This is a genomic window from Mycolicibacterium tusciae, assembly GCF_002086795.1.
GTDB classification, from domain to species: Bacteria; Actinomycetota; Actinomycetes; order Mycobacteriales; family Mycobacteriaceae; genus Mycobacterium; species Mycobacterium tusciae.
Window position 1 is genome coordinate 543,354 of sequence record NZ_MVIM01000002.1, and the last position, 21,455, is coordinate 564,808.

At 67.0% G+C, this 21,455-nt stretch carries 25 protein-coding genes; 18 read left to right on the top strand and 7 right to left on the bottom strand.

Annotated elements, in window-relative coordinates:
• Positions 1-49 precede the first annotated feature (49 nt).
• From hemL to BST47_RS05750, 7 genes are read left to right on the top strand one after another with little or no spacing between them, the layout of a single operon-like run.
• The gene (hemL, locus tag BST47_RS05720) at positions 50-1,366 is read left to right on the top strand and encodes a glutamate-1-semialdehyde 2,1-aminomutase (RefSeq protein ID WP_083124214.1); all 1,317 of its coding nucleotides are present in this window, start codon (positions 50-52) and stop codon (positions 1,364-1,366) included.
• On the top strand, positions 1,363-1,971 hold the full coding sequence (locus BST47_RS05725) for a histidine phosphatase family protein (protein ID WP_083124215.1): 609 nt from the start codon (positions 1,363-1,365) through the stop codon (positions 1,969-1,971). Before hemL ends, BST47_RS05725 begins: the two co-directional genes overlap by 4 nt.
• A complete protein-coding gene (locus BST47_RS05730; RefSeq protein WP_083124216.1) occupies positions 1,968-2,579 on the top strand; it encodes a TlpA disulfide reductase family protein in 612 nt (203 codons plus the stop codon). Before BST47_RS05725 ends, BST47_RS05730 begins: the two co-directional genes overlap by 4 nt.
• On the top strand, positions 2,576-3,376 hold the full coding sequence (locus BST47_RS05735) for a cytochrome c biogenesis CcdA family protein (RefSeq protein WP_207568537.1): 801 nt from the start codon (positions 2,576-2,578) through the stop codon (positions 3,374-3,376). Before BST47_RS05730 ends, BST47_RS05735 begins: the two co-directional genes overlap by 4 nt.
• A complete protein-coding gene (gene resB / locus BST47_RS05740; protein ID WP_083124217.1) occupies positions 3,373-5,016 on the top strand; it encodes a cytochrome c biogenesis protein ResB in 1,644 nt (547 codons plus the stop codon). Before BST47_RS05735 ends, resB begins: the two co-directional genes overlap by 4 nt.
• Positions 5,013-5,996 carry a c-type cytochrome biogenesis protein CcsB gene (ccsB, locus tag BST47_RS05745; protein ID WP_083124218.1) on the top strand — a complete coding sequence of 328 codons (984 nt, stop codon included), beginning with the start codon at positions 5,013-5,015 and terminating at the stop codon, positions 5,994-5,996. The genes resB and ccsB overlap by 4 nt, the downstream gene beginning before the upstream one ends.
• Before the next feature lie 14 nt (positions 5,997-6,010).
• Positions 6,011-7,162, top strand: a complete 1,152-nt coding sequence (locus tag BST47_RS05750) for a MinD/ParA family ATP-binding protein (RefSeq protein ID WP_083124314.1) — start codon at positions 6,011-6,013, stop codon at positions 7,160-7,162.
• A 13-nt stretch (positions 7,163-7,175) separates the two neighbouring features.
• Here BST47_RS05750 and BST47_RS30610 read toward each other — a convergent pair whose 3' ends face one another.
• Positions 7,176-7,331: a hypothetical protein gene (locus BST47_RS30610; RefSeq protein ID WP_165799741.1), complete on the bottom strand. Its 156-nt coding sequence runs from the start codon at positions 7,329-7,331 to the stop codon at positions 7,176-7,178.
• 48 nt (positions 7,332-7,379) lie between these two features.
• Here BST47_RS30610 and BST47_RS05755 point away from each other — a divergent pair, with 48 nt between their 5' ends.
• The 3 genes from BST47_RS05755 to BST47_RS05765 all read left to right on the top strand — a co-directional run bounded on the left by BST47_RS05755 (position 7,380) and on the right by BST47_RS05765 (position 9,280).
• A complete protein-coding gene (locus tag BST47_RS05755) occupies positions 7,380-7,688 on the top strand; it encodes a DUF4229 domain-containing protein (protein WP_083124219.1) in 309 nt (102 codons plus the stop codon).
• A complete protein-coding gene (locus BST47_RS05760) occupies positions 7,685-8,719 on the top strand; it encodes an aminotransferase class V-fold PLP-dependent enzyme (protein WP_083124220.1) in 1,035 nt (344 codons plus the stop codon). The genes BST47_RS05755 and BST47_RS05760 overlap by 4 nt, the downstream gene beginning before the upstream one ends.
• Before the next feature lie 195 nt (positions 8,720-8,914).
• Positions 8,915-9,280 carry an ester cyclase gene (locus BST47_RS05765; protein ID WP_207568538.1) on the top strand — a complete coding sequence of 122 codons (366 nt, stop codon included), beginning with the start codon at positions 8,915-8,917 and terminating at the stop codon, positions 9,278-9,280.
• Between the two features lie 12 nt (positions 9,281-9,292).
• Here BST47_RS05765 and BST47_RS05770 read toward each other — a convergent pair whose 3' ends face one another.
• On the bottom strand, positions 9,293-10,546 hold the full coding sequence (locus BST47_RS05770) for a sulfotransferase family protein (RefSeq protein WP_107528876.1): 1,254 nt from the start codon (positions 10,544-10,546) through the stop codon (positions 9,293-9,295).
• A gap of 58 nt (positions 10,547-10,604) precedes the next feature.
• Between BST47_RS05770 and BST47_RS05775 the strand changes: the two genes are divergently transcribed.
• Positions 10,605-11,180 (top strand): TetR/AcrR family transcriptional regulator, encoded by a 576-nt coding sequence (locus tag BST47_RS05775; protein ID WP_083124223.1) that lies wholly within the window; start codon positions 10,605-10,607, stop codon positions 11,178-11,180.
• Positions 11,177-12,283 (top strand): DUF1214 domain-containing protein, encoded by a 1,107-nt coding sequence (locus BST47_RS05780; protein WP_083124224.1) that lies wholly within the window; start codon positions 11,177-11,179, stop codon positions 12,281-12,283. The genes BST47_RS05775 and BST47_RS05780 overlap by 4 nt, the downstream gene beginning before the upstream one ends.
• Before the next feature lie 37 nt (positions 12,284-12,320).
• On the opposite strand, the gene BST47_RS05785 is transcribed toward BST47_RS05780, so the two are convergent.
• Positions 12,321-13,196: a 1,4-dihydroxy-2-naphthoate polyprenyltransferase gene (locus BST47_RS05785; RefSeq protein WP_083124225.1), complete on the bottom strand. Its 876-nt coding sequence runs from the start codon at positions 13,194-13,196 to the stop codon at positions 12,321-12,323.
• A 71-nt stretch (positions 13,197-13,267) separates the two neighbouring features.
• Between BST47_RS05785 and BST47_RS05790 the strand changes: the two genes are divergently transcribed.
• Genes BST47_RS05790 through BST47_RS05810 form a run of 5 tightly spaced genes read left to right on the top strand, consistent with a single transcriptional unit; the run spans position 13,268 to position 17,254 of the window.
• Complete coding sequence (locus BST47_RS05790) at positions 13,268-13,492, top strand: hypothetical protein (protein ID WP_083124226.1); 225 nt, start codon at positions 13,268-13,270, stop codon at positions 13,490-13,492.
• Positions 13,493-13,495: 3 nt separating this feature from the next.
• Positions 13,496-14,272, top strand: a complete 777-nt coding sequence (locus tag BST47_RS05795) for an S-methyl-5'-thioadenosine phosphorylase (protein WP_083124227.1) — start codon at positions 13,496-13,498, stop codon at positions 14,270-14,272.
• Positions 14,269-15,300 (top strand): NAD-dependent epimerase/dehydratase family protein, encoded by a 1,032-nt coding sequence (locus tag BST47_RS05800; protein ID WP_083124228.1) that lies wholly within the window; start codon positions 14,269-14,271, stop codon positions 15,298-15,300. Before BST47_RS05795 ends, BST47_RS05800 begins: the two co-directional genes overlap by 4 nt.
• Positions 15,301-16,113, top strand: a complete 813-nt coding sequence (locus BST47_RS05805) for an alpha/beta hydrolase (RefSeq protein ID WP_083124229.1) — start codon at positions 15,301-15,303, stop codon at positions 16,111-16,113.
• 13 nt (positions 16,114-16,126) lie between these two features.
• Positions 16,127-17,254 (top strand): nitronate monooxygenase, encoded by a 1,128-nt coding sequence (locus BST47_RS05810; RefSeq protein ID WP_083124230.1) that lies wholly within the window; start codon positions 16,127-16,129, stop codon positions 17,252-17,254.
• A gap of 108 nt (positions 17,255-17,362) precedes the next feature.
• On the opposite strand, the gene BST47_RS30195 is transcribed toward BST47_RS05810, so the two are convergent.
• Positions 17,363-17,749 carry a hypothetical protein gene (locus BST47_RS30195; protein ID WP_207568539.1) on the bottom strand — a complete coding sequence of 129 codons (387 nt, stop codon included), beginning with the start codon at positions 17,747-17,749 and terminating at the stop codon, positions 17,363-17,365.
• Between the two features lie 70 nt (positions 17,750-17,819).
• Positions 17,820-18,266 (bottom strand): nitroreductase/quinone reductase family protein, encoded by a 447-nt coding sequence (locus BST47_RS05820; RefSeq protein WP_083124231.1) that lies wholly within the window; start codon positions 18,264-18,266, stop codon positions 17,820-17,822.
• A 127-nt stretch (positions 18,267-18,393) separates the two neighbouring features.
• Between BST47_RS05820 and BST47_RS05825 the strand changes: the two genes are divergently transcribed.
• Positions 18,394-19,725 (top strand): adenylate/guanylate cyclase domain-containing protein, encoded by a 1,332-nt coding sequence (locus BST47_RS05825; RefSeq protein WP_083124232.1) that lies wholly within the window; start codon positions 18,394-18,396, stop codon positions 19,723-19,725.
• Here the strand turns inward: BST47_RS05825 and BST47_RS05830 are convergent.
• Both BST47_RS05830 and BST47_RS05835 read right to left on the bottom strand, forming a co-directional pair.
• Positions 19,722-20,744 carry a sensor histidine kinase gene (locus BST47_RS05830; RefSeq protein ID WP_083124233.1) on the bottom strand — a complete coding sequence of 341 codons (1,023 nt, stop codon included), beginning with the start codon at positions 20,742-20,744 and terminating at the stop codon, positions 19,722-19,724. The genes BST47_RS05825 and BST47_RS05830 overlap by 4 nt on opposite strands.
• On the bottom strand, positions 20,734-21,432 hold the full coding sequence (locus tag BST47_RS05835) for a response regulator transcription factor (RefSeq protein ID WP_083124234.1): 699 nt from the start codon (positions 21,430-21,432) through the stop codon (positions 20,734-20,736). Before BST47_RS05835 ends, BST47_RS05830 begins: the two co-directional genes overlap by 11 nt.
• Between the last annotated feature and the right edge of the window lie 23 nt (positions 21,433-21,455).

A 21,455-nucleotide genomic window follows, 5' to 3' on the forward strand; every position in this document is an offset into this window, starting at 1 on the left:
CACTACACCCTGTAGTTGACGCATTTGGCCCGGCTGGGAGACTGGTGGCATGCGCAGCACCTCCTCAGCGACGGCGACCTCCGCTGCGCTGTTCACCGACGCATGCGCCCTCATCCCAGGCGGGGTGAACTCCCCGGTCCGGGCGTTCAACTCGGTCGGCGGCACCCCGCGGTTCATCACCTCGGCCAGTGGCTACTGGCTCACCGACGCCGACGACAACAAATATGTCGACCTCGTGTGCTCCTGGGGGCCGATGATCCTCGGGCACGCACACCCCGCCGTCGTGGAAGCCGTCCAACGTGTCGCCGTCAACGGCCTGTCGTTCGGCGCCCCCACCCCGTCGGAGACCGAGCTCGCCGCGGAGATCATCGGGCGCATCGCACCCGTGGAGCGGATCCGCCTCGTGAACTCCGGTACCGAGGCCACCATGAGCGCGATCAGGCTCGCCCGCGGATACACCGGCCGGGCCAAGATCATCAAGTTCTCCGGCTGCTATCACGGGCACAGCGATGCGCTGCTCGCCGACGCCGGGTCCGGTGTCGCCACGCTCGGCCTGCCTTCGTCGCCCGGTGTCACCGGGGCCGCTGCAGCCGACACGATCGTCATGCCCTACAACAACGTCGCCGCGGTCGAGGAGATCTTCGCTCAGTTCGGCGACGAGATCGCCTGCGTCATCACCGAGGCCAGCCCCGGCAACATGGGCACGGTCCCGCCGCTGCCCGGCTACAACGCGGCGCTGCGACGCATCACCGCCGACCACGGCGCGCTGCTGATCTCCGATGAGGTGATGACCGGATTCCGGGTCAGCCGATCAGGTTGGTACGGCGTCGATCCCGTCGACGCGGACCTTTTCACGTTCGGCAAGGTCATGAGCGGCGGCCTGCCCGCCGCGGCGTTCGGGGGAAGGGCAGAGGTGATGGCACGACTGGCTCCGCTCGGACCCGTCTACCAGGCAGGCACCCTGTCGGGTAATCCGGTGGCGATGGCCGCTGGGCTGGCCACGCTGCGCGCGGCCGACGACGCCGTATACGCAAGCCTGGACGCCAACGCCGACCGCCTCGATGGGCTGTTCACCGTGGCGCTGGCCGAAGCCGGTGTGGCGCATCGGGTTCAGCGCGCCGGCAACATGCTCAGCGTGTTCTTCACCGACCAACCGGTGACCGACTTCGCGTCAGCGCGGGCGTCGGAAACCTGGCGCTTTCCCGCCTTCTTCCACGGGCTGCTCGATGCGGGGATCTATCCGCCGCCCAGCGCATTCGAAACCTGGTTCGTCTCAGCCGCTCTGGATGACGACGCATTCGACCGCATCGCCGCCGCCCTGCCGGGCGCCGCGCGTGCCGCAGCGGAAGCGACACCGCCCGGATGACCGAGAAAACGGTAGTGCACGTGATGCGCCACGGCGAGGTGCACAATCCGGAGAAGATCTTGTACGGCCGGCTGCCGGACTACCACCTCTCGGACCGGGGTCGGGCCCAGGCGCAGGCGGTCGCCGACTGGTTGGCGGAGCGCGACATCACCTACGTCGTGGCGTCGCCGTTGGAGCGCGCACAAGAGACCGCCGGGCCGATCGCGGCCGCACACGATCTGCCGATCGACACCGACGGCGATCTGATCGAGTCGACGAATATCTTTCAGGGCCAACGGGTATCGCCGGGCGACGGTGCGCTGCGCAATCCGAAGAACTGGTGGCACCTGCGGAATCCGCGGCAGCCGTCGTGGGGTGAGCCGTACCGGGAGATCGCCGAACGGATGACGGCGGCACTGGAGCGGGCACGCCTCGAGGCGGGCGGTCATGAAGCGGTGTGCGTCAGCCACCAGCTGCCGGTCGAGACATTGCGGCGCGCCATGACGAAGCGGAACCTGCATCATTTCCCGACCCGTCGGCTGTGCAACCTGGCTTCGCTGACGTCCTTCTACTTCCACGACGATGCCCTCGTCGGTTGGGGTTACGCGGAGCTGGCCGGGCAGTGAAGTCGTTGGTGGCGGTGCTGGTGGGCGCGTTGTGCATCGCGGTCGCCGGCTGCTCCACCGGAACCGACGCCGTCGCCCAGGGCGGCACGTTCGAGTTCGTCGCCCCCGGCGGCAAGACCGACATCGCCTACGACCCGCCCGGAAGCCGCGGCCGCCCAGGCCCGTTGTCAGGTCCGGACCTGATGGATCCCGACAGGACCATCTCGCTCGACGACTTTGCGGGCAAGGTCGTCGTGATCAACATCTGGGGGCAGTGGTGCGGGCCCTGTCGCACCGAGATGCCCCAGTTGCAGCAGGTGTACGACGCGACGCGCGCGCAGGGCGTCGCGTTCCTCGGCATCGACGTCCGCGACAACAACCGGCAGGCCGCGGTCGATTTCGTCATCGACCGCAGGATCACCTTCCCGTCGATCTACGACCCGCCGATGCGGACGATGATCGCGTTCGGTGGCAGATACCCCACCACCGTCATCCCGTCCACGGTGGTGCTGGATCGCGAGCACCGCGTCGCGGCGGTGTTCCTGCGCGAACTTCTCGCCGAGGACCTGCAACCGGTCGTGGAGCGCCTGGCCGCCGAGGCGCCCGAGCCGGGTAAGGGCGGCACGTGAGTCTCGACCAGATCGACGAACTGATGGCGGGTGGTCCGGTCCTGCTGGCCTTCCTCGTCAGCGCACTCGCCGGGCTGGTGTCGTTCGCCTCTCCGTGCGTGGTGCCGCTGGTGCCGGGCTATCTGTCCTACCTCGCCGCCGTCGTGGGTGTGGAGGACCGGTCCGCACTGGGCACCTCGTCGGGGGAGCAGGGCGTCGCGGTCCGCACGGCGCGGGTGCGCGTCGCGGGAGCCGCAGCGCTGTTCGTCGCCGGGTTCACCGCGGTGTTCGTGCTCGGCACCGTCGCGGTGCTGGGCATGACGACGACGCTGATCACCAATCAGCTTCTGCTGCAACGTATCGGCGGCGTGATCACCATCCTCATGGGCCTGGTGTTCGTCGGCTTCATTCCGGTCTTGCAACGCGACACCCGGTTCGCGCCGCGTCAGCTCTCCACGCTCGCCGGCGCTCCGCTGCTCGGCGCGGTATTCGCGCTCGGCTGGACGCCGTGTCTGGGACCGGCGCTGACCGGCGTCATCGCCGTGGCGTCCGCGACCGACGGCGTCAACGTGTGGCGGGGCGTCGCACTGGTCATCGCGTACTGCATGGGACTGGGAATTCCGTTCGTGCTGCTGGCTTTCGGCTCCGCGCGCGCCGTCCAGGGCATGGCGTGGCTGCGCAGGCACGCGCGTGCCATCCAGATCTTCGGCGGCGTGCTGCTCATCGCCGTGGGCATCGCATTGGTCACCGGACTGTGGGGCGACTTCGTGTCCTGGGTGCGCGACGCCTTCGTCAGCGACGTGACGTTGCCGATATGACCGACACCCAACCGCGAAAAGACGTGAAAACCCCTAAAAGTGGTGGTTCTAGGGGGTTTTCGCGACTGCTCGCGCTCGCACGCAACACCTGGCGTACGTTGACGTCGATGGGCACCGCTTTGGTGCTGCTGTTTCTGCTCGCGCTCGCGGCGATCCCGGGTGCGCTGCTGCCGCAGCGCAGCCTCAACGAGGCCAAGGTCGCGGAGTACATCGCCGAGCATTCGACGATCGGCCCGTGGCTGGACCGCCTGCAGGCCTTCGACGTGTTCTCCAGCTTCTGGTTCACCGCCATCTATGCGCTGCTGTTCATTTCGCTCGTCGGCTGCCTGACACCGCGGATGATCGAGCACGTCCGCAGCATGCGCGCGGTCCCGGTGGCGGCGCCGCGAAACTTCGGCCGGCTGCCCAAGCACCACACCGCCGAGGTGACCGGCGAGCCGCAGGCACTGGCGACGGCGATGACCGGCCGGCTGCGGGGGTGGCGCAAAGTCACGACCGTCCGCGACGACAGCGTCGAAATATCCGCCGAAAAGGGCTATCTGCGCGAGTTCGGCAACATCGTTTTCCACTTCTCGCTGCTCGGCCTGCTCGTCGCGGTGGCCGCGGGGAAGCTGTTCGGCTACGAGGGAAACGTCATCGTCGTTGCCGACGGCGGGCCGGGTTTCTGCTCGGCGTCACCGGCGGCGTTCGACTCGTTCCGCGCGGGCAACACCGTCGACGGCACGTCCCTGCATCCGATCTGCCTGCGGGTCAACGACTTCCAGGCCGACTATCTGCCGTCCGGACAGGCTGTGTCGTTCGCCGCGGATATCGACTACCAGGCCGGGGCGGACCTGACCTCGGACACCTGGCGGCCCTACCGCCTCGAGGTGAACCACCCGCTGCGGGTCGGCGGCGACCGGATCTACCTGCAGGGCCACGGCTACGCCCCGACGTTCACCGTCACTTTCCCCGACGGGCAGACCCGCACGCAGACGCTGCAGTGGCGACCCGACGATCAGATCACCATGCTGTCCTCGGGTGCGATGCGCTTCGACCCGCCGGCGGGTACCTACCCCGATGCGGACGAGCGGCGAAAGAACCAGATCGCCATCCAGGGCCTGTTCGCGCCGACCGAGCTGCTCGACGGCACGCTGCTGTCGTCGAGCTTCCCCGCACCCAACGACCCGGCCGTCGCCATCGACATCTACAAGGGCGACGCCGGTTTGGACACCGGCAGGCCGCAGTCGCTGTTCACCCTCGACCCACGCCTCATCGGGCAGGGCAGGCTGACCAAAATGGCCAGGGTCAACCTCGGCGTCGGCGAGTCGACCAGCCTCGACGACGGCACCGTCGTGCGGTTCGACGGTGCGGTGCCGTTCATCAACGTGCAGGTGTCACACGACCCCGCCCAGATCTGGGTGCTGGTGTTCGCGCTGACCATGATGGCCGGTCTGCTGGTGTCCCTCGTGGTGCGGCGACGGCGGATCTGGATTCGAATCGCCCCCGGTGGGCCGGGTACCGTGAGCGTCGAGCTGGGCGGGCTGGCCCGTACCGACAACTCTGGTTGGGGCGACGAGTTCGAGCGGTTGACCGAGCGCCTGTTAGCCGGGGCCGACGATGCGCAGCGAGAGGAACCTGAGATGACCGAGCGAGCATGAACACCGACCACATCGACATCGGCCTGGCCAAATACTCGGACTGGGCTTTCACCACGTCGGTCGTGGTGCTCGTCGGTGCCCTGCTCCTGCTTGCGGTCGAGCTGGCGTACAACCGAAGCCGCAAGGTCATCGAGCGTGAGACGGTCGGTGCAGGTGTCGGCCCCGGCGTCGGCGGACCGGGCATCGTGGTCGAGCGGCCGCGGCGCAGTGTCGACGAGCGGATCGGCGGAGCGGGCCTGGCACTGACCTATCTCGGCATCGCCCTGCTGCTGATCTGCATCGTGCTGCGCGGTATGGCCACCTCACGCGTGCCGTGGGGCAATATGTACGAGTTCATCAACCTGACGTGCTTCTCCGGCCTGGTGGCCGCGGCCATCGTGTTGCGCCGCCCCCAGGTCCGCGCGCTGTGGGTTTTCGTGCTGGTTCCGGTGCTGATCCTGCTCACAGTGTCGGGCCGCTGGCTCTACACCAACGCGGCTCCGGTCATGCCCGCGCTGCAGTCCTACTGGCTGCCCATCCACGTTTCGGTGGTCAGCCTCGGCTCGGGTGTCTTCCTCGTCGCGGGCGTCGCGAGCATCCTTTTCCTGCTGAAGATGTCCAAGCTGGGGGAGTCCGATCGAGAGGGCCGAGAGGGCATCGTCGCCCGGGTCGTCCAGCGACTGCCTGACGCGCAGACGCTGGACCGCATTGCGTACCGGACGACGATCTTCGCGTTCCCGGTGTTCGGCTTCGGTGTCATCTTCGGCGCGATCTGGGCCGAAGAGGCGTGGGGCCGCTACTGGGGCTGGGATCCCAAGGAGACGGTGTCGTTCATCGCATGGGTGATCTACGCCGCGTATCTCCATGCCCGCTCGACGGCCGGCTGGCGTGACAAGAAGGCTGCGTGGATCAACGTCGCCGGCTTCATCGCGATGGTCTTCAATTTGTTCTTCATCAACCTCGTGACGGTGGGTCTGCACTCGTACGCCGGAGTTGGCTAGAAGGGGACAAGAAGCTGGATACGGACGCTAGCGCACCTAGAAACTCTGCTGGCTCAACGGGTTTTCGTGGCCAGAATCGGTTTACGGACCCGGCGGAGGACGTGCCGCAGGACTGGACCGCGCCGACGCCACCCACCGGGCTGCCGCTGATGATCCCGCCGAAACCGCCACCGCCGGCCGCACCCACACCGCCCGGCCAGGATCCGCCGCCGTATCTGGATCTGTCCACGGTGGCGCTGCTCGGACAGCGCAAGCGGGCCCCGTCGGTGGGCTGGCGCAAGTGGCTGTATCTGGCGTCGTTCAAGTTGATCAACGTGGGCGAGAGTCCGAAGGTGATCCACCGTGACGCCCTGATCGCGCAGGCGCAGCAGCCGCTGCGTGGCTGCCACCGCATCGCCGTCCTGTCGCTCAAGGGTGGGGTCGGCAAGACGACCGTCACCGCGACGCTCGGCGCCACGCTCGCGTCTGTCCGCGGCGACCGCGTCATCGCCGTCGACGCGAACCCCGACCGCGGCACGTTGAGCCAGAAGGTTCCGCTGGAGACGCCTGCGACGGTCCGTCATCTATTGCGCGACGCCGAGGGCATCGAGGCCTACAGCGACGTGCGCGCGTACACCTCGCAGGGCGCGAGCCGGCTGGAGGTGCTGGCGTCGGAGAGCGACCCCGCGGTGTCGGAGGCGTTCAGCTCCGACGACTACACCCGCACCCTCGAGGTCCTCGAGCGGTTCTACAGCCTGGTGCTCACCGACTGCGGCACGGGCCTGATGCATTCGGCGATGGCGGCGGTGCTGGCCAAAGCGGATGCATTGATCGTCATCAGCTCCGGATCGGTCGACGGCGCCCGCAGCGCGTCGGCCACCCTCGACTGGTTGGACGCACACGGACACGAAGATCTGGTGCGCGATTCGATCGCGGTCATCAACGCCGTGCGGCCGCGCTCCGGCAAGGTCGACATGAACAAGGTCGTCGATCACTTCACCCGGCGCTGCCGGGCCGTCTTGCAGGTGCCGTTCGACCCGCACCTCGAAGAGGGCGCCGAAATCAGCCTCGAAAGACTGAAGCCCGAGACACGGGAGGCGCTGCTGGAATTGGCGGCGGTGGTGGCATCGGGTTTTCCGGGCGCGCGCCGCGACCCGAAGCCGGAAGGTCGGCCTCTTCGAGCTTGATCTGAACCGGCGGCTACCGCGGCTTGTTCTCAGGGCCGAGTCGGCGCAGGAAATCAGGATCGTCGTCCGGGCCGATGGTGCGGGGCCGCGGAGTCGCGTTCGCGCGCATCAGCCGGTAGCCCACATAGACCAGGGCGGCCAAGACGAGAATCGCGAACAGGTAAATCACAACAAACCTCCTTGCTCCGAATATACGCGTCGTCGGTAGGCTCGGGCCGTGTCTGATAGTCGGCCGGGATCTCGCCTCGTCGCAGACCTGGTGCTTTACGTACTGGCCCGGTTACTTCTCGTCGTCGCGTTGACCGCGGTGATCGTCGGAGCGGCCCACGTGCTCGGGGTGCGCGAGTTTCCGCTCGTGGTGGCGCTTCTGTTCGCCATGGTGATCGCGTTGCCACTGGGCATCTGGCTGTTCGCCCCCCTTCGCCGTCGCGCCACCGCCAGCATCGCGCTACTCGACGAACGTCGTCGCAAGGACCGCGAGCAACTGCAGGCCAGACTGCGTGGCGACGAGCCTCCCACGCCGTGACGCGGGAAGCATTCGGCGCCGAATTCCTCGGGGCCGATGGATTTCTCAACTCACCAACCTATGGCCTGCCGCCGCAGTTCCTCGTCGACGCGTTGTTGGACTGCATCGGCAAGTGGCAGAACGGGACGATGGACGTCCCCTCGTTCGACGCCCACGTCGCCGCCGGACGCGAAGGCTATGCCGCGCTGACGGGCCTTCCCGTCGGCTCGGTGGCGATGGGCAGCACCGTCTCCTCGGCGCTGGGGTTGGTGGCCGCGGCCATCCCCGACGGTGCGCGTGTCCTCACGCTGCCGGGCGAGTTCACCAGCACCACCTTTCCGTTCGCCGCCCAGGCGCGGCGCGGGGTCACCGTCACCGAGCTGCGTGCCGACGAACTGGTCACGGCGGCAGGCGATTTCGATGTCGTTGCCGTCAGCCTGGTGCAATCGGCAAACGGTGTGGTGCTCGATATCGATGCGCTGCGCAGCCACGTTGCTGGCACCGAAACGCTGACAGTCATCGACATCACACAGGCGCTCGGATGGAAGCGCGTCGAGCTGGGCTGGGTCGACGTCACCGTCGCGGCGGTGTACAAGTGGCTGCTTTCGCCTCGGGGTACGGCGTGGGTTTCGTTGAGCGAGAGAGTTAGTCACGCGATGACGCCGCACGCCGCCAACTGGTACGCCGGCGTTGACCCCTGGCAGACGATATACGGGCTGCCGCTCCGGTTGGCAGAGGATGCTCGCCGGTTCGACCTGTCGCCCGCGTGGTTCCGCGTGCTGGGCGCCGGGCTCGCGATGCCGTGGCTGGCCTCGCTTGACGGCGACGCCGTGCAGTCGCACTGTCTGGGGCTCGCCAATCGTCTGCGCACCGAACTGGATCTGCCGCCGCATGATTCGTCGATCGTCTCGCTGCCCATCGAGGGTGCGGCCGAGGCACTTCAGCGGGCCGGCATCCGCGCGTCTGTCCGCGCCGGGGCGATTCGGGTGGGTTTTCATCTCTACAACAACGAGAACGACCTGGACCGGTTGGTGGACGCGCTACGGCCTTGATGGCCGGATGAATTCCAGCTATCCGCAATGCGGAACTCGCGAATCGTTGGGCACGCTGAGCGCCGACAATGCAGCTAGCAGGCATTCCTCGGTCGGGCTGGCGGGGACAGCTGTTGGCCAGGTCGTCGCGGATGGCCGACATCGCGTTCCTGAATTTCGGGCTTATTTTTGCGGCTGACGGGGTAGTAAATCCGCATGTCTTCTACGAAAGAGTGCGTGAGCTCTGCGAAGGAGCTTTACGGGCGCTGGATAGACGAACTGTGGGCGGGCAAGTCGGTGGCGAACGACCTGGTGTCCGAAGATTTCGTCGGGCACTGGCCGGACCATGAGGTCCACGGACCCGACGAGTTGAACGCGACGGTGGACAAGACCAGGTCGATGCTGACCGATCTGCAATTCGTCATCGACGTGGAACCGTTCGTCGAAGGCGACATGTTGGCGGCTCGCTGGATCGGGACGGGCGCCACGCCGGACGGTCCGAAGCGATTCACGGGCAACGACATTCTCAGGATCGCCGACGGACGAGTGGTCGAGTACTGGACGGGAACCTCAACAGGCTGACCTTCGGGCCCGTCACGCCAGGAAGCGTTCGGCATACGGGGCGAACCGGGCCCGCATGTCGCTCTCGTCGAGCCCGAACATCTCGGCTGACGTAGCGATACGGCCGAGCCGACCACGCTGGTGTCCGGCGAGGTAGTCCTGGATCGAGGTCCGTGCATCGTCGGCCAACGGCTCTCCCGCAAGGTCGTAAATCCGTTCGACGACGCCCATTTCGTCGGCCATGAAGTCGTCGAAGCGGACGTCGACCGAGCGTTCCGGCCCCACGACGGCACGGTCGCGAACCAACGCGTTGAGCATCAGCTCGAGACGATCGATCCACGTCGCCGCAATCTCGCGCACCGGCACCGGATAGCAGTGCATGCGGGCGCTGTAGGTCAGCATCGCGAGCATGGAGAGCACAACGGGCACCGGGTCGCGATGAGTGAACACGACGATCACCCCGGGGAAGACGGCGTTCAGGACCGGCAGCTGCTCCAGGTGTTGCGGGGACTTGAGCAGCCAGCGCCGTCCGCCGCGCAGGAACTGCAGCGCCTTCAGCTGAACGGCGAGGTATTCGTAGTGCGACGTCTGATCGTGGGACAGGTAATAGTCGCGCCATGCCGGCACGTGACCGAGGGTCTCGAAGAGCATCGTCGAGAAGTCGTTGGCCAGCAGCTGAATCTCTTCGTGGACATGGTCTGTGGTCATCTCGTGCATCAGCGCGAAGTGCGGCATCACGATGTTCATCACCTCGACTGCGACGTCCATTCGCGTCCGGCGGGGATCCGGCTCGATGCCCGCCTCCGACGGTAGGGGGAACGGCTCGTTGCTCTCCCAGTAGGGCACGGTCCGGAACGTCGGCTCCGACCGGCCGGACGGAGAATTGACCGTAGCCGCGCCGAGGAGGTTGTGCAGATGGGTGGTTCCGGTGCGGGGTAGTCCGGCGATCACGACCGGCGGAGCGAGCTCGATGTCGTGGATCTCGGGATGGCGGGTCAGCAGGTCGGTGAGCAGGAGCCTGTTCTTGAGCCACTGCAACAACTGGGCGTGGAAGTTGACGATGCCCGCGTCATGCATGCCCGGAATGTCTTGCAGCGCTGCAAGAAACACATCGAGGCGTTCGCGGTAGTCGTCGGCGCCGAAATCGTCGAGTCCGGTTTCGGCGGCGGCCTTGGTGTGCAGGGCGTCGGCGTCCAGCGGGCAATCCGCCGCCATCGCCCCCATCATCTCGCGAATCGGCTCGGCCTCGGGCGAGAAGCGTGGTTCGGCGAGGTCGTCAAGGTGCACCGTGGGCGGCGCTGAGTGGGCATCGGTCACGGCAACTTATGTTACTGTCAGTTTCATAATGATGGTGGAAATTGGTCGACCGCGCGATCCCCGGATCGACAGTGCGGTCCTTGAGGCAACGGCCGAGTTGCTCGGCGAGACCGATTACGCGTCGCTGTCGGTGGACGCGATCGCGAAGCGTGCGGGCACCAGCAAGCCGGCGATCTACCGGCGGTGGCCCAGTAAGGCGCACCTCGTGCATGAGGCGGTGTTCCCGGTCACCGAATACACCGAGTTACCCTCGACGGGAAGCACGCTCGGTGACGTGCGCGAGATGATGGCCCGGACGTTCGCGCTCCTGACCACCCCGGCGGCGCTGGCAGCTCTGCCCGGGCTGGTGGCGGAGATGGCCGTCGACTCCACGCTGCACGCCGCGTTGCTCGAGCGCTTCGTCGACGTGCTGTCCCACGGTTTGGACGACTGGCTCGAGACGGCCCGCAATCGCGGTGAGGTTCGCGTCGAGGTCCGTCCCGCCGATGTGATCGACGCGCTCGCCGGCATCATCTTCCTCGCTCTCATCACGCACCCCGAGACACTCGACGAGGCCTGGATGGACCGCACGGCCGAGTTCATCGCGAGAGGGATCAGCGCATGACCGAACACGAATCCACGGCGGCTTGGCGCGAGCTTCTGGAAACCCTTGGCGGCCTTGACCGTACCTTCCTCGAAGGTGACCGCGCGGTGACCGATGATCGCCATATCGCCGACGGCTACCGCATGCTGGCGACCACCCTCGGCGTCGCGTTCGACACGTACCTGTTCGCCGACCCCAGCCGGCCGCTGTGGGTGGAGGTCAACTCGCCGTTTCGGCCCGACCGCCGGTGGGGTGGCGACAATACCGACGCCTACTACTTCATGTGCCCGGTCGATCCGAATCGGCGCTACCGGATCAGCGGGAACAAGGGCGACAGCGTCTACTTCTCGGTGACCGCCTACAACGAGCCGTCGCCGGGTGCGTGGTCCGACCGGATCGTGGCCATCCTGCGCGACGACGACCTCGACGTCGATGCCGACGGCAACTTCTCCTTCGACTTCGGTCCGGCGCCTGACGCGGCGGTGCTGATGACACGTGACTACCAGGGCAATCCCCAAACCGGGCGCCCGGTGAAGTGGCAGATCGAGGCGCTCGACAAACCCGATCCATTCCGGCATGGCGACGCAGAGACGGCGGCCGCGCTGCGCTCCAGTGCGGCCTGGTTGCGCACGATGTTCGCGATCCTGCCGCTGGCGGTGGGTGTGCGTAGCGAGCAACAACACACACTGGGACACGAGATTGCCGCGGCAGCAAATGAATTCGCTGATCCGTATCAGGTACCCGATGCGAACTTCGGCTGGTCGGCGCGCGACGCCTGCTATGCCTACGGCAGTTTCGTGCTCGACGAGGACGAGGCGCTCGTCGTCACCCACCGCCCGCCGCCGTGCCGATTCTGGAACCTGGTGGTGTGGAATCAGTTCATGGCGACGCCGGGTGTCGCCGACGCGCGCAGCTCGGTCAACGGCTACTCGGCGGTCCCCAACGCCGATGGTTCGGTGACCGTCGTCATCTCACGGGGGATGACCGAACATCCGAACTCCATTACCACGCTTGACTATCCGCGGGGCAATCTCGCGTTCCGATGGTTTCTGGCCGATGAGGTTCCGGCCCGGCCCGAGGTGGCACTGGTGAAGGTGTCGGACGCGCCGACGCGCGTCAGCTAGTTGCGGTTTCGGTGCGCATACGATCGCTCAGCGACTGTCAGCGCACCGAAATCGCCAGGGCGAGTGCGACCGCGAGCGACCAGACCAGCATGGTCAGCCCGGTATCGCGCAGGACTGGAATCAGATCTTTGCCACCGGAACCTTTTCGCACCGGAGAAGCGGCCCGCACCGCCAGGGGCAGTGCCACCAGGCCGACGGCGGCCCACGGCGTCGCGAGGATCAGCACCAGCGTCAGCACGAACGCCACCGCCAGCAGCGTCTGGTACAGCAGCCGCGTGCGCGGGTCGCCGAGCCGGACGGCGAGCGTGATCTTGCCGGATTCCTTGTCGGTCGGGATGTCGCGCAGGTTGTTCGCCACCAGCACCGCCGACGACATCGCGCCCATCGCGACGGCCATCGCCACGCCGACCCAGTCGATTCGCAGCGCCTGGGTGTACTGGGTGCCGAGTACGGCGACGAGACCGAAGAACACGAACACCGCGACCTCGCCCAGCCCGAGGTAGCCGTACGGCTTCGAGCCGCCCGTATACAGCCACGCGCCGGCGATACACAGTCCGCCGACCAGGATCAGCCACGGCGCGCTGAACCACGCGAGCGCGAGTCCGGCGAGGGCCGCGATGGTCAGGCTGACGATCGCGGCGGTCAGCACCGAGCGCGGGGTGGCGACCTTCGACCCCACCAACCTCAGCGGCCCGGCCCGCACATCGTCGGTGCCGCGGATACCGTCGGAGTAGTCGTTGGCGTAGTTCACCCCGACGATCATCGCGACCGCGACGACCATTGCCAGCAGAGCTTTCCACCAGCACCACGCGTGCAACCAGGCCGCCGCGCCGGTACCGGCGATGACCGGTGCGATCGCATTGGGCAGCGTTCTGGGCCGGGCGCCCTCCACCCACTGCGCGAAACTGGCCACGAGCGCCAGTCTTGCACGGTCGTTGTTTTCCTCTTCGGGTCCGGCGCCGGTACGCGTGGCAGACTGTCCTCATGGAGGACCGACTCAGTAAGACGGAGATCCGCAAGGACGCCGTGCAGGAGATCGTCGAGTCCGGCGCGGCAACCGTCGGCGATGTGGCCTCGATCATCACCACCGCAGTGAAGGACGTCGCAAACGCCATCGGCGGCTTCGCGACCGACGTATTCGAGATCCGCGACGGAGCACGACGCGCCTCGCAGCAGTCGGTGGTCGAGGACGAAACGCCGGGCGTGTAGCCCTTGCTCGGAGTCATCGGCGGCAGCGGGTTCTACACGTTCTTCGGTTCCGACGCCCGCGCGATCAGCCTGGACACCCCCTACGGTGAGCCGAGCGCGCCGATCACCGTCGGCACCGTCGGCGACCACGAGGTTGCGTTTCTGCCACGACACGGTGCCGGGCACGAGTTCTCCCCGCACACCGTCCCGTACCGCGCCAACATGTGGGCGTTGCGTGCGCTCGGTGTGCGGCGCATCTTCGGGCCGTGCGCCGTCGGCAGCCTGACACCGGACCTGGGGCCCGGCGCGATGGTGGTGCCCGATCAACTGGTCGACCGCACCAGCGGCCGCGACGACACCTATTTCGACTCCGGCGGCATCCACGTCGGGTTCGCCGACCCGTACTGCCCGACACTGCGCGCCGCCGCGGCCGACCTACCCGGGGTGGTCGACGGCGGGACGATGGTGGTGGTGCAGGGACCGCGGTTCTCCACCAGGGCGGAGAGCCGCTGGTTCGCGAGCCAGGGTTTCAGCTTGGTCAACATGACTGGATATCCAGAGGCGGTATTGGCGCGCGAGCTTGAAATGTGTTATGCAGCAATCGCTTTGGTGACAGACGTGGATGCGGGGATCGACAGCGGATCGGCGGTGCGGGCTGTTGACGTCTTCGCCGAGTTCGAACGCAACATGGTGCCGTTCAAGAAGCTCATGCACGAGGCCATCGATCGTGTTGAGCTCGAGCAGAGTTGCACGCACTGCCAGCCACACGACGGCGTTCAACTTCCGTTCGACTTGCCGTGAGAGTTCTGCTGACCGGAGCGGCCGGGTTCATCGGAACCCGGGTCGACGCCGCACTGCGCGACGCGGGACACGACGTCGTGGCGGTCGACGCGATGCTGCCCGCCGCGCACGGTCCGGGTGCTGTGCCGCCGCCGGATTGCCGGGTTCTCGACATCCGCGACGGGTCCGCGCTGGCGCCGCTGCTCGATGGTGTCGACGTGGTGTGCCACCAGGCCGCGGTGGTGGGTGCCGGGGTGAACGCCGCCGACGCACCGTCGTACGGCAGCCACAACGACTACGGGACGTCGGTTCTGCTGGCCGAGATGTTCGCCGCGGACTGCCGGCGGCTGGTGCTGGCCTCGTCGATGGTCGTCTACGGCCAGGGCCGCTACGACTGCGCCGAGCACGGTCCGATCGACCCGCTGCCCCGCTCGCGCGCCGATCTCGACGCCGGGGTATTCGACCACCGCTGCCCGGTCTGCGCTGCGACGCTCAACTGGCAACTGGTGGCCGAGGACGCGCCGCTGCGGCCGCGCAGCCTGTATGCCGCGAGCAAGACCGCGCAGGAGCATTACGCATTGGCGTGGTCTGAGGCCGGCGGCGGCTCGGTCGTCGCGCTGCGCTATCACAACGTGTACGGCCCGCACATGCCGCGCGACACCCCGTACTCCGGGGTCGCGGCGATCTTCCGCTCAGAGCTTGAATCCGGCGACGTGCCAAGGGTTTTCGAAGACGGTGGTCAAATGCGCGACTTCGTGCACGTCGACGACATCGCGGCAGCCAACGTCGCGTCCGTCGAGTCCGCAGTCGACGGTTTCGACGCGTTCAACGTCTGCTCCGGTCGGCCGATTTCAATCATGGAGGTCGCGACCGAGTTGTGCGACGTGCGTGGCGCCGCGGCACCCGTCGTCACCGGGCAGTACCGCAGCGGCGACGTCCGCCATATCGTCGCCGACCCCGCCCGCGCCGCCGACGTGCTCGGCTTTCGCGCCGCCGTCGATCCGCGCGACGGCCTGCGCGAGTTCGCGTTCGCACCGCTGCGGGCGTAGATGAAGCGCCTCGCGGTGGTTGTCGCTATCGTCGCGCTCGTGGCATCGGGTCTGCTGGCGTTGGCGTGGTCGCAGCAGCGACGGTTGATCTATTTTCCGTCGCCTGGGCCGGTCCCGCCGGCGGCAACGATGTTGCCCAACGGTCAGGACGTCGCACTGGACAGCGACGGAATCCGCTTGGGGGCGTGGTATTTCCCGGTCGCCGGCGGCGGTCCCGCGGTGCTGGTGTGCAACGGCAACGGCGGCGACCGGTCGGGCCGGATCGCCCTGGCCGCCGCGCTGAACCGTATCGGCCTTTCGGTGCTGCTGTTCGACTACCGCGGCTACGGCGGCAACCCCGGCCAGCCTTCCGAGGACGGCACGGCCGCCGACGCACGGGCCGCCCAGGCATGGCTGGCTGCGCAACCCGGCGTCGAGAAAATCGTGTACTTCGGCGAATCCCTAGGCGGCGCAGTCGCTGTCGGCCTTGCGGTGGAACGGCCGCCCGCAGCCTTGATTTTGCGATCGCCGTTCACCTCCCTGCCCGACGTCGGCGCGATGCACTATCCGTGGTTGCCGGTGCGGTGGCTGCTTATGGACCGGTATCCCTCGATCGACCGGATCGGATCGGTGCACGTGCCGGTCATGGTGATCGCCGGTGACCGCGACGACATCGTCCCCGAGGCACTGAGCCGGCGACTCTATGACGCGGCCGATGAGCCCAAGCGATACGTGCTGGCGCCGGGGGCCGGTCACAACGACCCGGAGATGTCGGACGGCCGGCAGATGCTCACCGAGATCCAAGGGTTCCTGTCGTCGACCGGTGTGACCTAGTGATACTGGTGGAATGAAGCCCGCCATTTGTGAGCAGTTCGGCATCGATTTCCCCCTCTTCGCGTTCAGCCACTGTCGGGACGTGGTGGCCGCGGTGACCAACGCCGGTGGGTTCGGCGTCCTGGGCGCCACCGCCTACACACCGGAGCTGCTCGACCAGGAACTGTCGTGGATCGACGAGCACGTCGGTGGTAAGCCGTACGGCCTCGACCTCATCGTGCCCGCCAAGTTCGAGGGCAAGGGCGAAAAGCTGGGCCGGGGCGAGCTGGCGTCCCGCATCCCCGAGGACTACCGCAAGTTCATTGCGGAGCTGCTGGCCAAGCACGACATCGAGCCCGAGGCGTCGCCGAAGACCGGCCCCTCGTTCCTGTCGGGAGACACCGGGCAGGATCTGCTCGAGGTCGCGATGAGCCATCCGATCAAGCTCATCGCCAACGCGCTGGGGGTGCCGCCCGACTACATGATCGAGGCGGGCAAGAAGAACGGTGTTCCGGTCGCCGCGTTGGTGGGCGCGAAGGAGCATGCGGTCAAGCAGGTGCAGGCGGGGGTGGATCTGATCGTCGCGCAGGGCACCGAAGCCGGCGGCCACTGCGGCGAGGTGACGACGCTGGTGCTGATCCCCGAGGTCCTCGAAGCTCTAGCGGCCATAGGCAGCGATATCCCGGTGTTGGCGGCGGGGGGGATCGTCACCGGCAAGCAGATGGCCGCGTGTGTAGCGATGGGTGCCGACGGAGCGTGGACCGGCTCGGTGTGGCTGACGACGGAGGAGGCCGAAACGGCGCCGCATACGGTGCAGAAGTTCCTCGCCGCGTCGTCGCGCGACACCATCCGCTCCACCGGCCGAACCGGAAAGCCTGCGCGGCAGCTGGTTTCGGACTGGACCGATGCATGGCAACCGAACGAGGGCGGTCACAAGACGTTGCCGCTGCCGCTGCAATCGATGGTGGCCGAGCCGATCATCCGGCGCATCGACGTGCTCGCGGCGCAAGGCCATCCGGGGGCGCAAGCCCTGGCGACCTATTTCGTCGGACAGGGCGTGGGGCTGATGAACAAGGTGAAGCCCGCCAAAGAGGTGGTTCGTGAGTTCATCGAGGACTATCTCTCGGCGACGGAACGGCTGAGCAACTCACTGCCCGACTAGGTGCAGATCCAGCCCGGCCACGTGGACTTCCCCGGCCACGTTGACTCTGCGTCCAGGTCCCGATATCCCGCGGAAAAGGCGCACTGAACGCAGAGTCAACGAGGGGTGCTATGGGACCTCGATGCAACCCACGCCGGGAACACAACCTCCGCCGCCACCTGGGCCACCGCCTCCTGACGGGCCGCCGGGAATGCTGCCGCCGCCTCCGCCGGGGCCGCCGCCGCCGGTCGGGCCACCCGGAATCGTTCCGCCGCCGCCCTCTGGGCCGCCCCCGCCGGTGGGGCCGCCGGGAACCGTGCCAGTGCCACCCGGAGCCGGTGCCGGCGCGGTCGTCGTCGCCGGAGCGGTCGTCGTCGTTGTCGCCGACGTCGTCTCGGTGGTCGTGCTGGTCGTGCTGGTCGAGTCACCTTCGTCGCCGCCGCCGCAGCCCACGGCCAGCACCATCGCAGCCGCGCCGCCGAATACAGCGAACGACGTTCGTAGTTGCTTGTTCACAGTTCCTCCGTTTCCTCCCGACGCGGTGGGACTACCCGCCCCAGTCGGCTCGAAACGGCAGGAGGTCGACCTAGGCCATGGCGATGCGGACCGAAATCGGGTCGCTTTCCATCGCGCGCATCGTGAACGCGGTCGCCGATTGTCCGAAGCGGCCGCCGCCACCGAAGCTGCGGGCGCGAGCGCGCACGTCGTCATCTGGTTCGAAAGTAGCTGTGCCGGTGCGCCATTCGTTGTTGACCCGAACCCGGACATTTGGGTTGGCGGCGATGTTGTAGGCCCACCCGGCCCGTCGGCCGTGTTGGGAGATCACCCACAGGTCGTTACCGTCGATCCGACCGGCCAGCGGCACTCGGCGCGGTTCTGACGACTTGCGGCCGATGGTTTCGAGTTCGACCACAAGTGACGAGCGGACGCCCAGGCGGTCCAGTGCCGTCACCAACGGGTTCATCACGAGGCGCCCCATGCGTCGTTCGAACTTGAATTTGCGTCGCGCCTTCTCGGCACTCTTGGTGGTCATGCTTAACGAAGATAGTAGAACGATCACTCAATTACTAGAGACAGGGCTGAAATCGCAGGTCAACTACTCTTCCGGTGCGCCGATCGATAACACGGATAGCTGAGCGATTACCTGGGATGCTCAGTCCATGGGCGGCACGCCGGAGACACGCTATGCACGCGACGGTGACAGGTACATCGCCTATCAAGTCGTCGGCGAGCGCGGTCCTGATCTGTTGTACGTTCCGATAGCCCTGTGGCCGATCGATCTGATTTGGGACGAACCCACCGTCGCGCGTCACCTATATAGGTTGGCGTCCTTCAGTCGGGTGATCTTGACCGACATCCTCGGTGCAGGCAGTTCGGACGTGGTGCGGTCCGAAGATCCGGCGATGCAGTCGTGGACCGACGGCTTGATCGCGGTTCTGGATGCGATCGGAAGTGAGCGGGCGTCAATCATCGCGATGTCGGGTTCGGCACTGCCTGCCGCCCTTCTGGCGGCAACCTATCCCGATCGGGTGCGCTCCCTGATCCTGTGGAGCCCGTGGGCGCGGTATATCCGCGCTCCCGATCATCGGATCGGCTTGCCGGAGACACTGCTCGACGAGGTCCTGGACGACTTCGAGCAGCGCATCGGCACCGGTGCGAACATCGACAGATACGCGCCGAGCTGGGCGGACGACGCCGCGAAACGGCGATGGTGGGCGCGATGCGAGAGGCTCGAAGGAACACCGGGCTATTTCAGATGGATGCTCGAAGTCTTCCTGCGCACCGATCTCCGGCCGGTGCTTGAGACCATCTCGGCGCCGACCCTAGTCATGGGGCGACGATCTGCCCGCGACGTCAGCATCGGCCATGCGAAAGACGTCGCCGAGCGAATCTCGAATTCGCGTTATGTGGAGTTCGACGGCGACGATCTGGAATGGCTTGCCGGCGATGCGGATTCCGTGCTCGACGAGATCGAGTCATTCCTCACCGGAACACGCGGCGCGACAACGTCGAACCGCGTCTTGGCGACCGTCCTGTTCACCGATATCGTCGGATCCACAGAGCGCGCAACACAACTCGGAGACTCGGCATGGGCGGCGGTACTCGCGCGACACGACCATCTGGTCGAGCGACATGTGGCCGCCGCGCGCGGGGTCGTGGTGAAGGCGACGGGCGACGGTATTCTCGCGACCTTTGACGGCCCTGCCCGCGCGGTTGAGTGTGCAACCGGAATCCGTGATGCTGTCGAGGGCCTCGGCTTGTCGATTCGCGCGGGGTTGCACACCGGCGAGATCGAGAAAGCCGACGGCGACATCCACGGCATCGCCGTGCACATTGCAGCGCGCATCATGGCGCTCGCCGGTCCGGGAGAAGTGCTGGTTTCAGGTGTGATGCCGCCTCTGGTGCTTGGATCACGGCTCGAATTCGCCGATCGCGGCGAGCACTCGTTGAAGGGCGTGCCGGGGTCGTGGCGGGTCCTCGCGGTCGATTAATCGACCGCCAGCGGCAACCGCACCTCGAACCGTGCGCCGGCGCCGAGGTTGTGCGCGGTCAGTGTGCCGCGATGGGCCTGAACTAGACCCGCGGCGATGGCGAGACCGAGTCCGGATCCGCTGGGCAGCGACGAATCCGAGCGTGGCACACGGTTGTTGGAGCCGCGGTACGCGACATCGAACACCCGCGGAAGATCAGCCTCGGCGATGCCGACGCCGGTGTCGTCGACGCGGGCCCATGCGCCGTTGTCGTCGGCACCGAGTGAGAGCAAAACCTGCCCGCCCTCCGGTGTATGCGCGATCGCGTTGGCCACCAGGTTGGACAACACCCTGACCAATGCCCGGTCGCTACCCACCACCCGTACCGCCTTGGACGGCAACTCGGCCGTCAGGTGCACACCGGCGCGCTCGGCGGCGATCCGGTGTGCAGCCAGGACGTCGTCGACGACCTCGTCCAGCGCCACCTTGTCCAGCGCGGGCCGTACCGCGCCTGCATTGATCTTCGACATCTCGAACAGATCGTCGACCATCTCGGCGAGCCGAATCGATTCCTGCTCAATCGTTTTGGCGTGCACCTGCACCTCTGATTCGGGAACCACACCGTCGGCGATCGCCTCGGACACCGCGCGGATCCCGGCCAGCGGTGTGCGCAGGTCGTGGCTCACGAAGGCCACCAGCCGCCGCCGCGACTGCTCGGCGGCCCGTTCGGACTCGCGAATCTCCTGCTCCCACACGGTGCGCCGGGCCTGGTAGCGCGCCAACATCACCGCCGCCGGAATCGTGACCACCGCGACGATGACCAGCACGACCGCCGTCTGTTCGAACGTCTCGGTGATCATGAACCCGCTCGCGCCGAGCACTCCCGAGAACGTCGCCAGCACCGGGATGAGCACCAGCGCGACCATGCTGACAGCCAACGACCACGACCGAGCCAACCGGATGATGATCGCTCCGACGAGGACCACCGGCACCGAGCAGGCGAAGGCCCACCAGGCGATCTCCCACAGTTCAGTGGGCATGAGCCTGCTGTCCCTCGGCGCTGCTCCAGAGGTAGCCTTTGCCCCACACGGTCTGCAACCGGTGCGCGTCTCCGAGCTTGGACCTCAGCCGCTTCACATGCACCGTAACCGTCGACAAATCGCCGAAGTCCCAGCGCCACACCTGTTTCAGCAGTTCCTCACGGGAGAACACCGTGTCCGTGTGCGTGAGGAAGAACATCAGCAGGTCGAATTCGCGGTTGGTCAGCGATACTTGGTGCCCCGACACGGTCGCCGAGCGCGCGGCTGCTGACACGCTCAGCTCGCCCACCGTGATGTCGAGCGGCGGGGGCCCTGACTGTGCAGGAGCACGCCGCAGCACCGACCGGACCCGCAGCGCCAGTTCGCGCGGACTGAACGGTTTGGTCAGATAGTCGTCGGCGCCGGCCTCCAGACCGGCGATCCGGTCGTCCTCTTCACCGAGCGCGGTCAGCAGGATCACCGGAATCGCGTAGCCGCCGCGCTGCCGCAGGCTGCGGCACAGCATGAGACCGTCGGGTCCGGGCATCATCACGTCCAGTACCGCGACGTCGATGCGCTGCGAGCCGAGCAGCCGCAGCGCCTCCGTTCCGTCGTGGGCGATCGACACCTCGAGGCCGTCGCGCTCCAGATACCGGCGCACGACATCGCGCACGACGGCGTCGTCGTCGGCGATCAACACCCGAGTCACCCCCCGAGGTTAGCCCTGCGCAG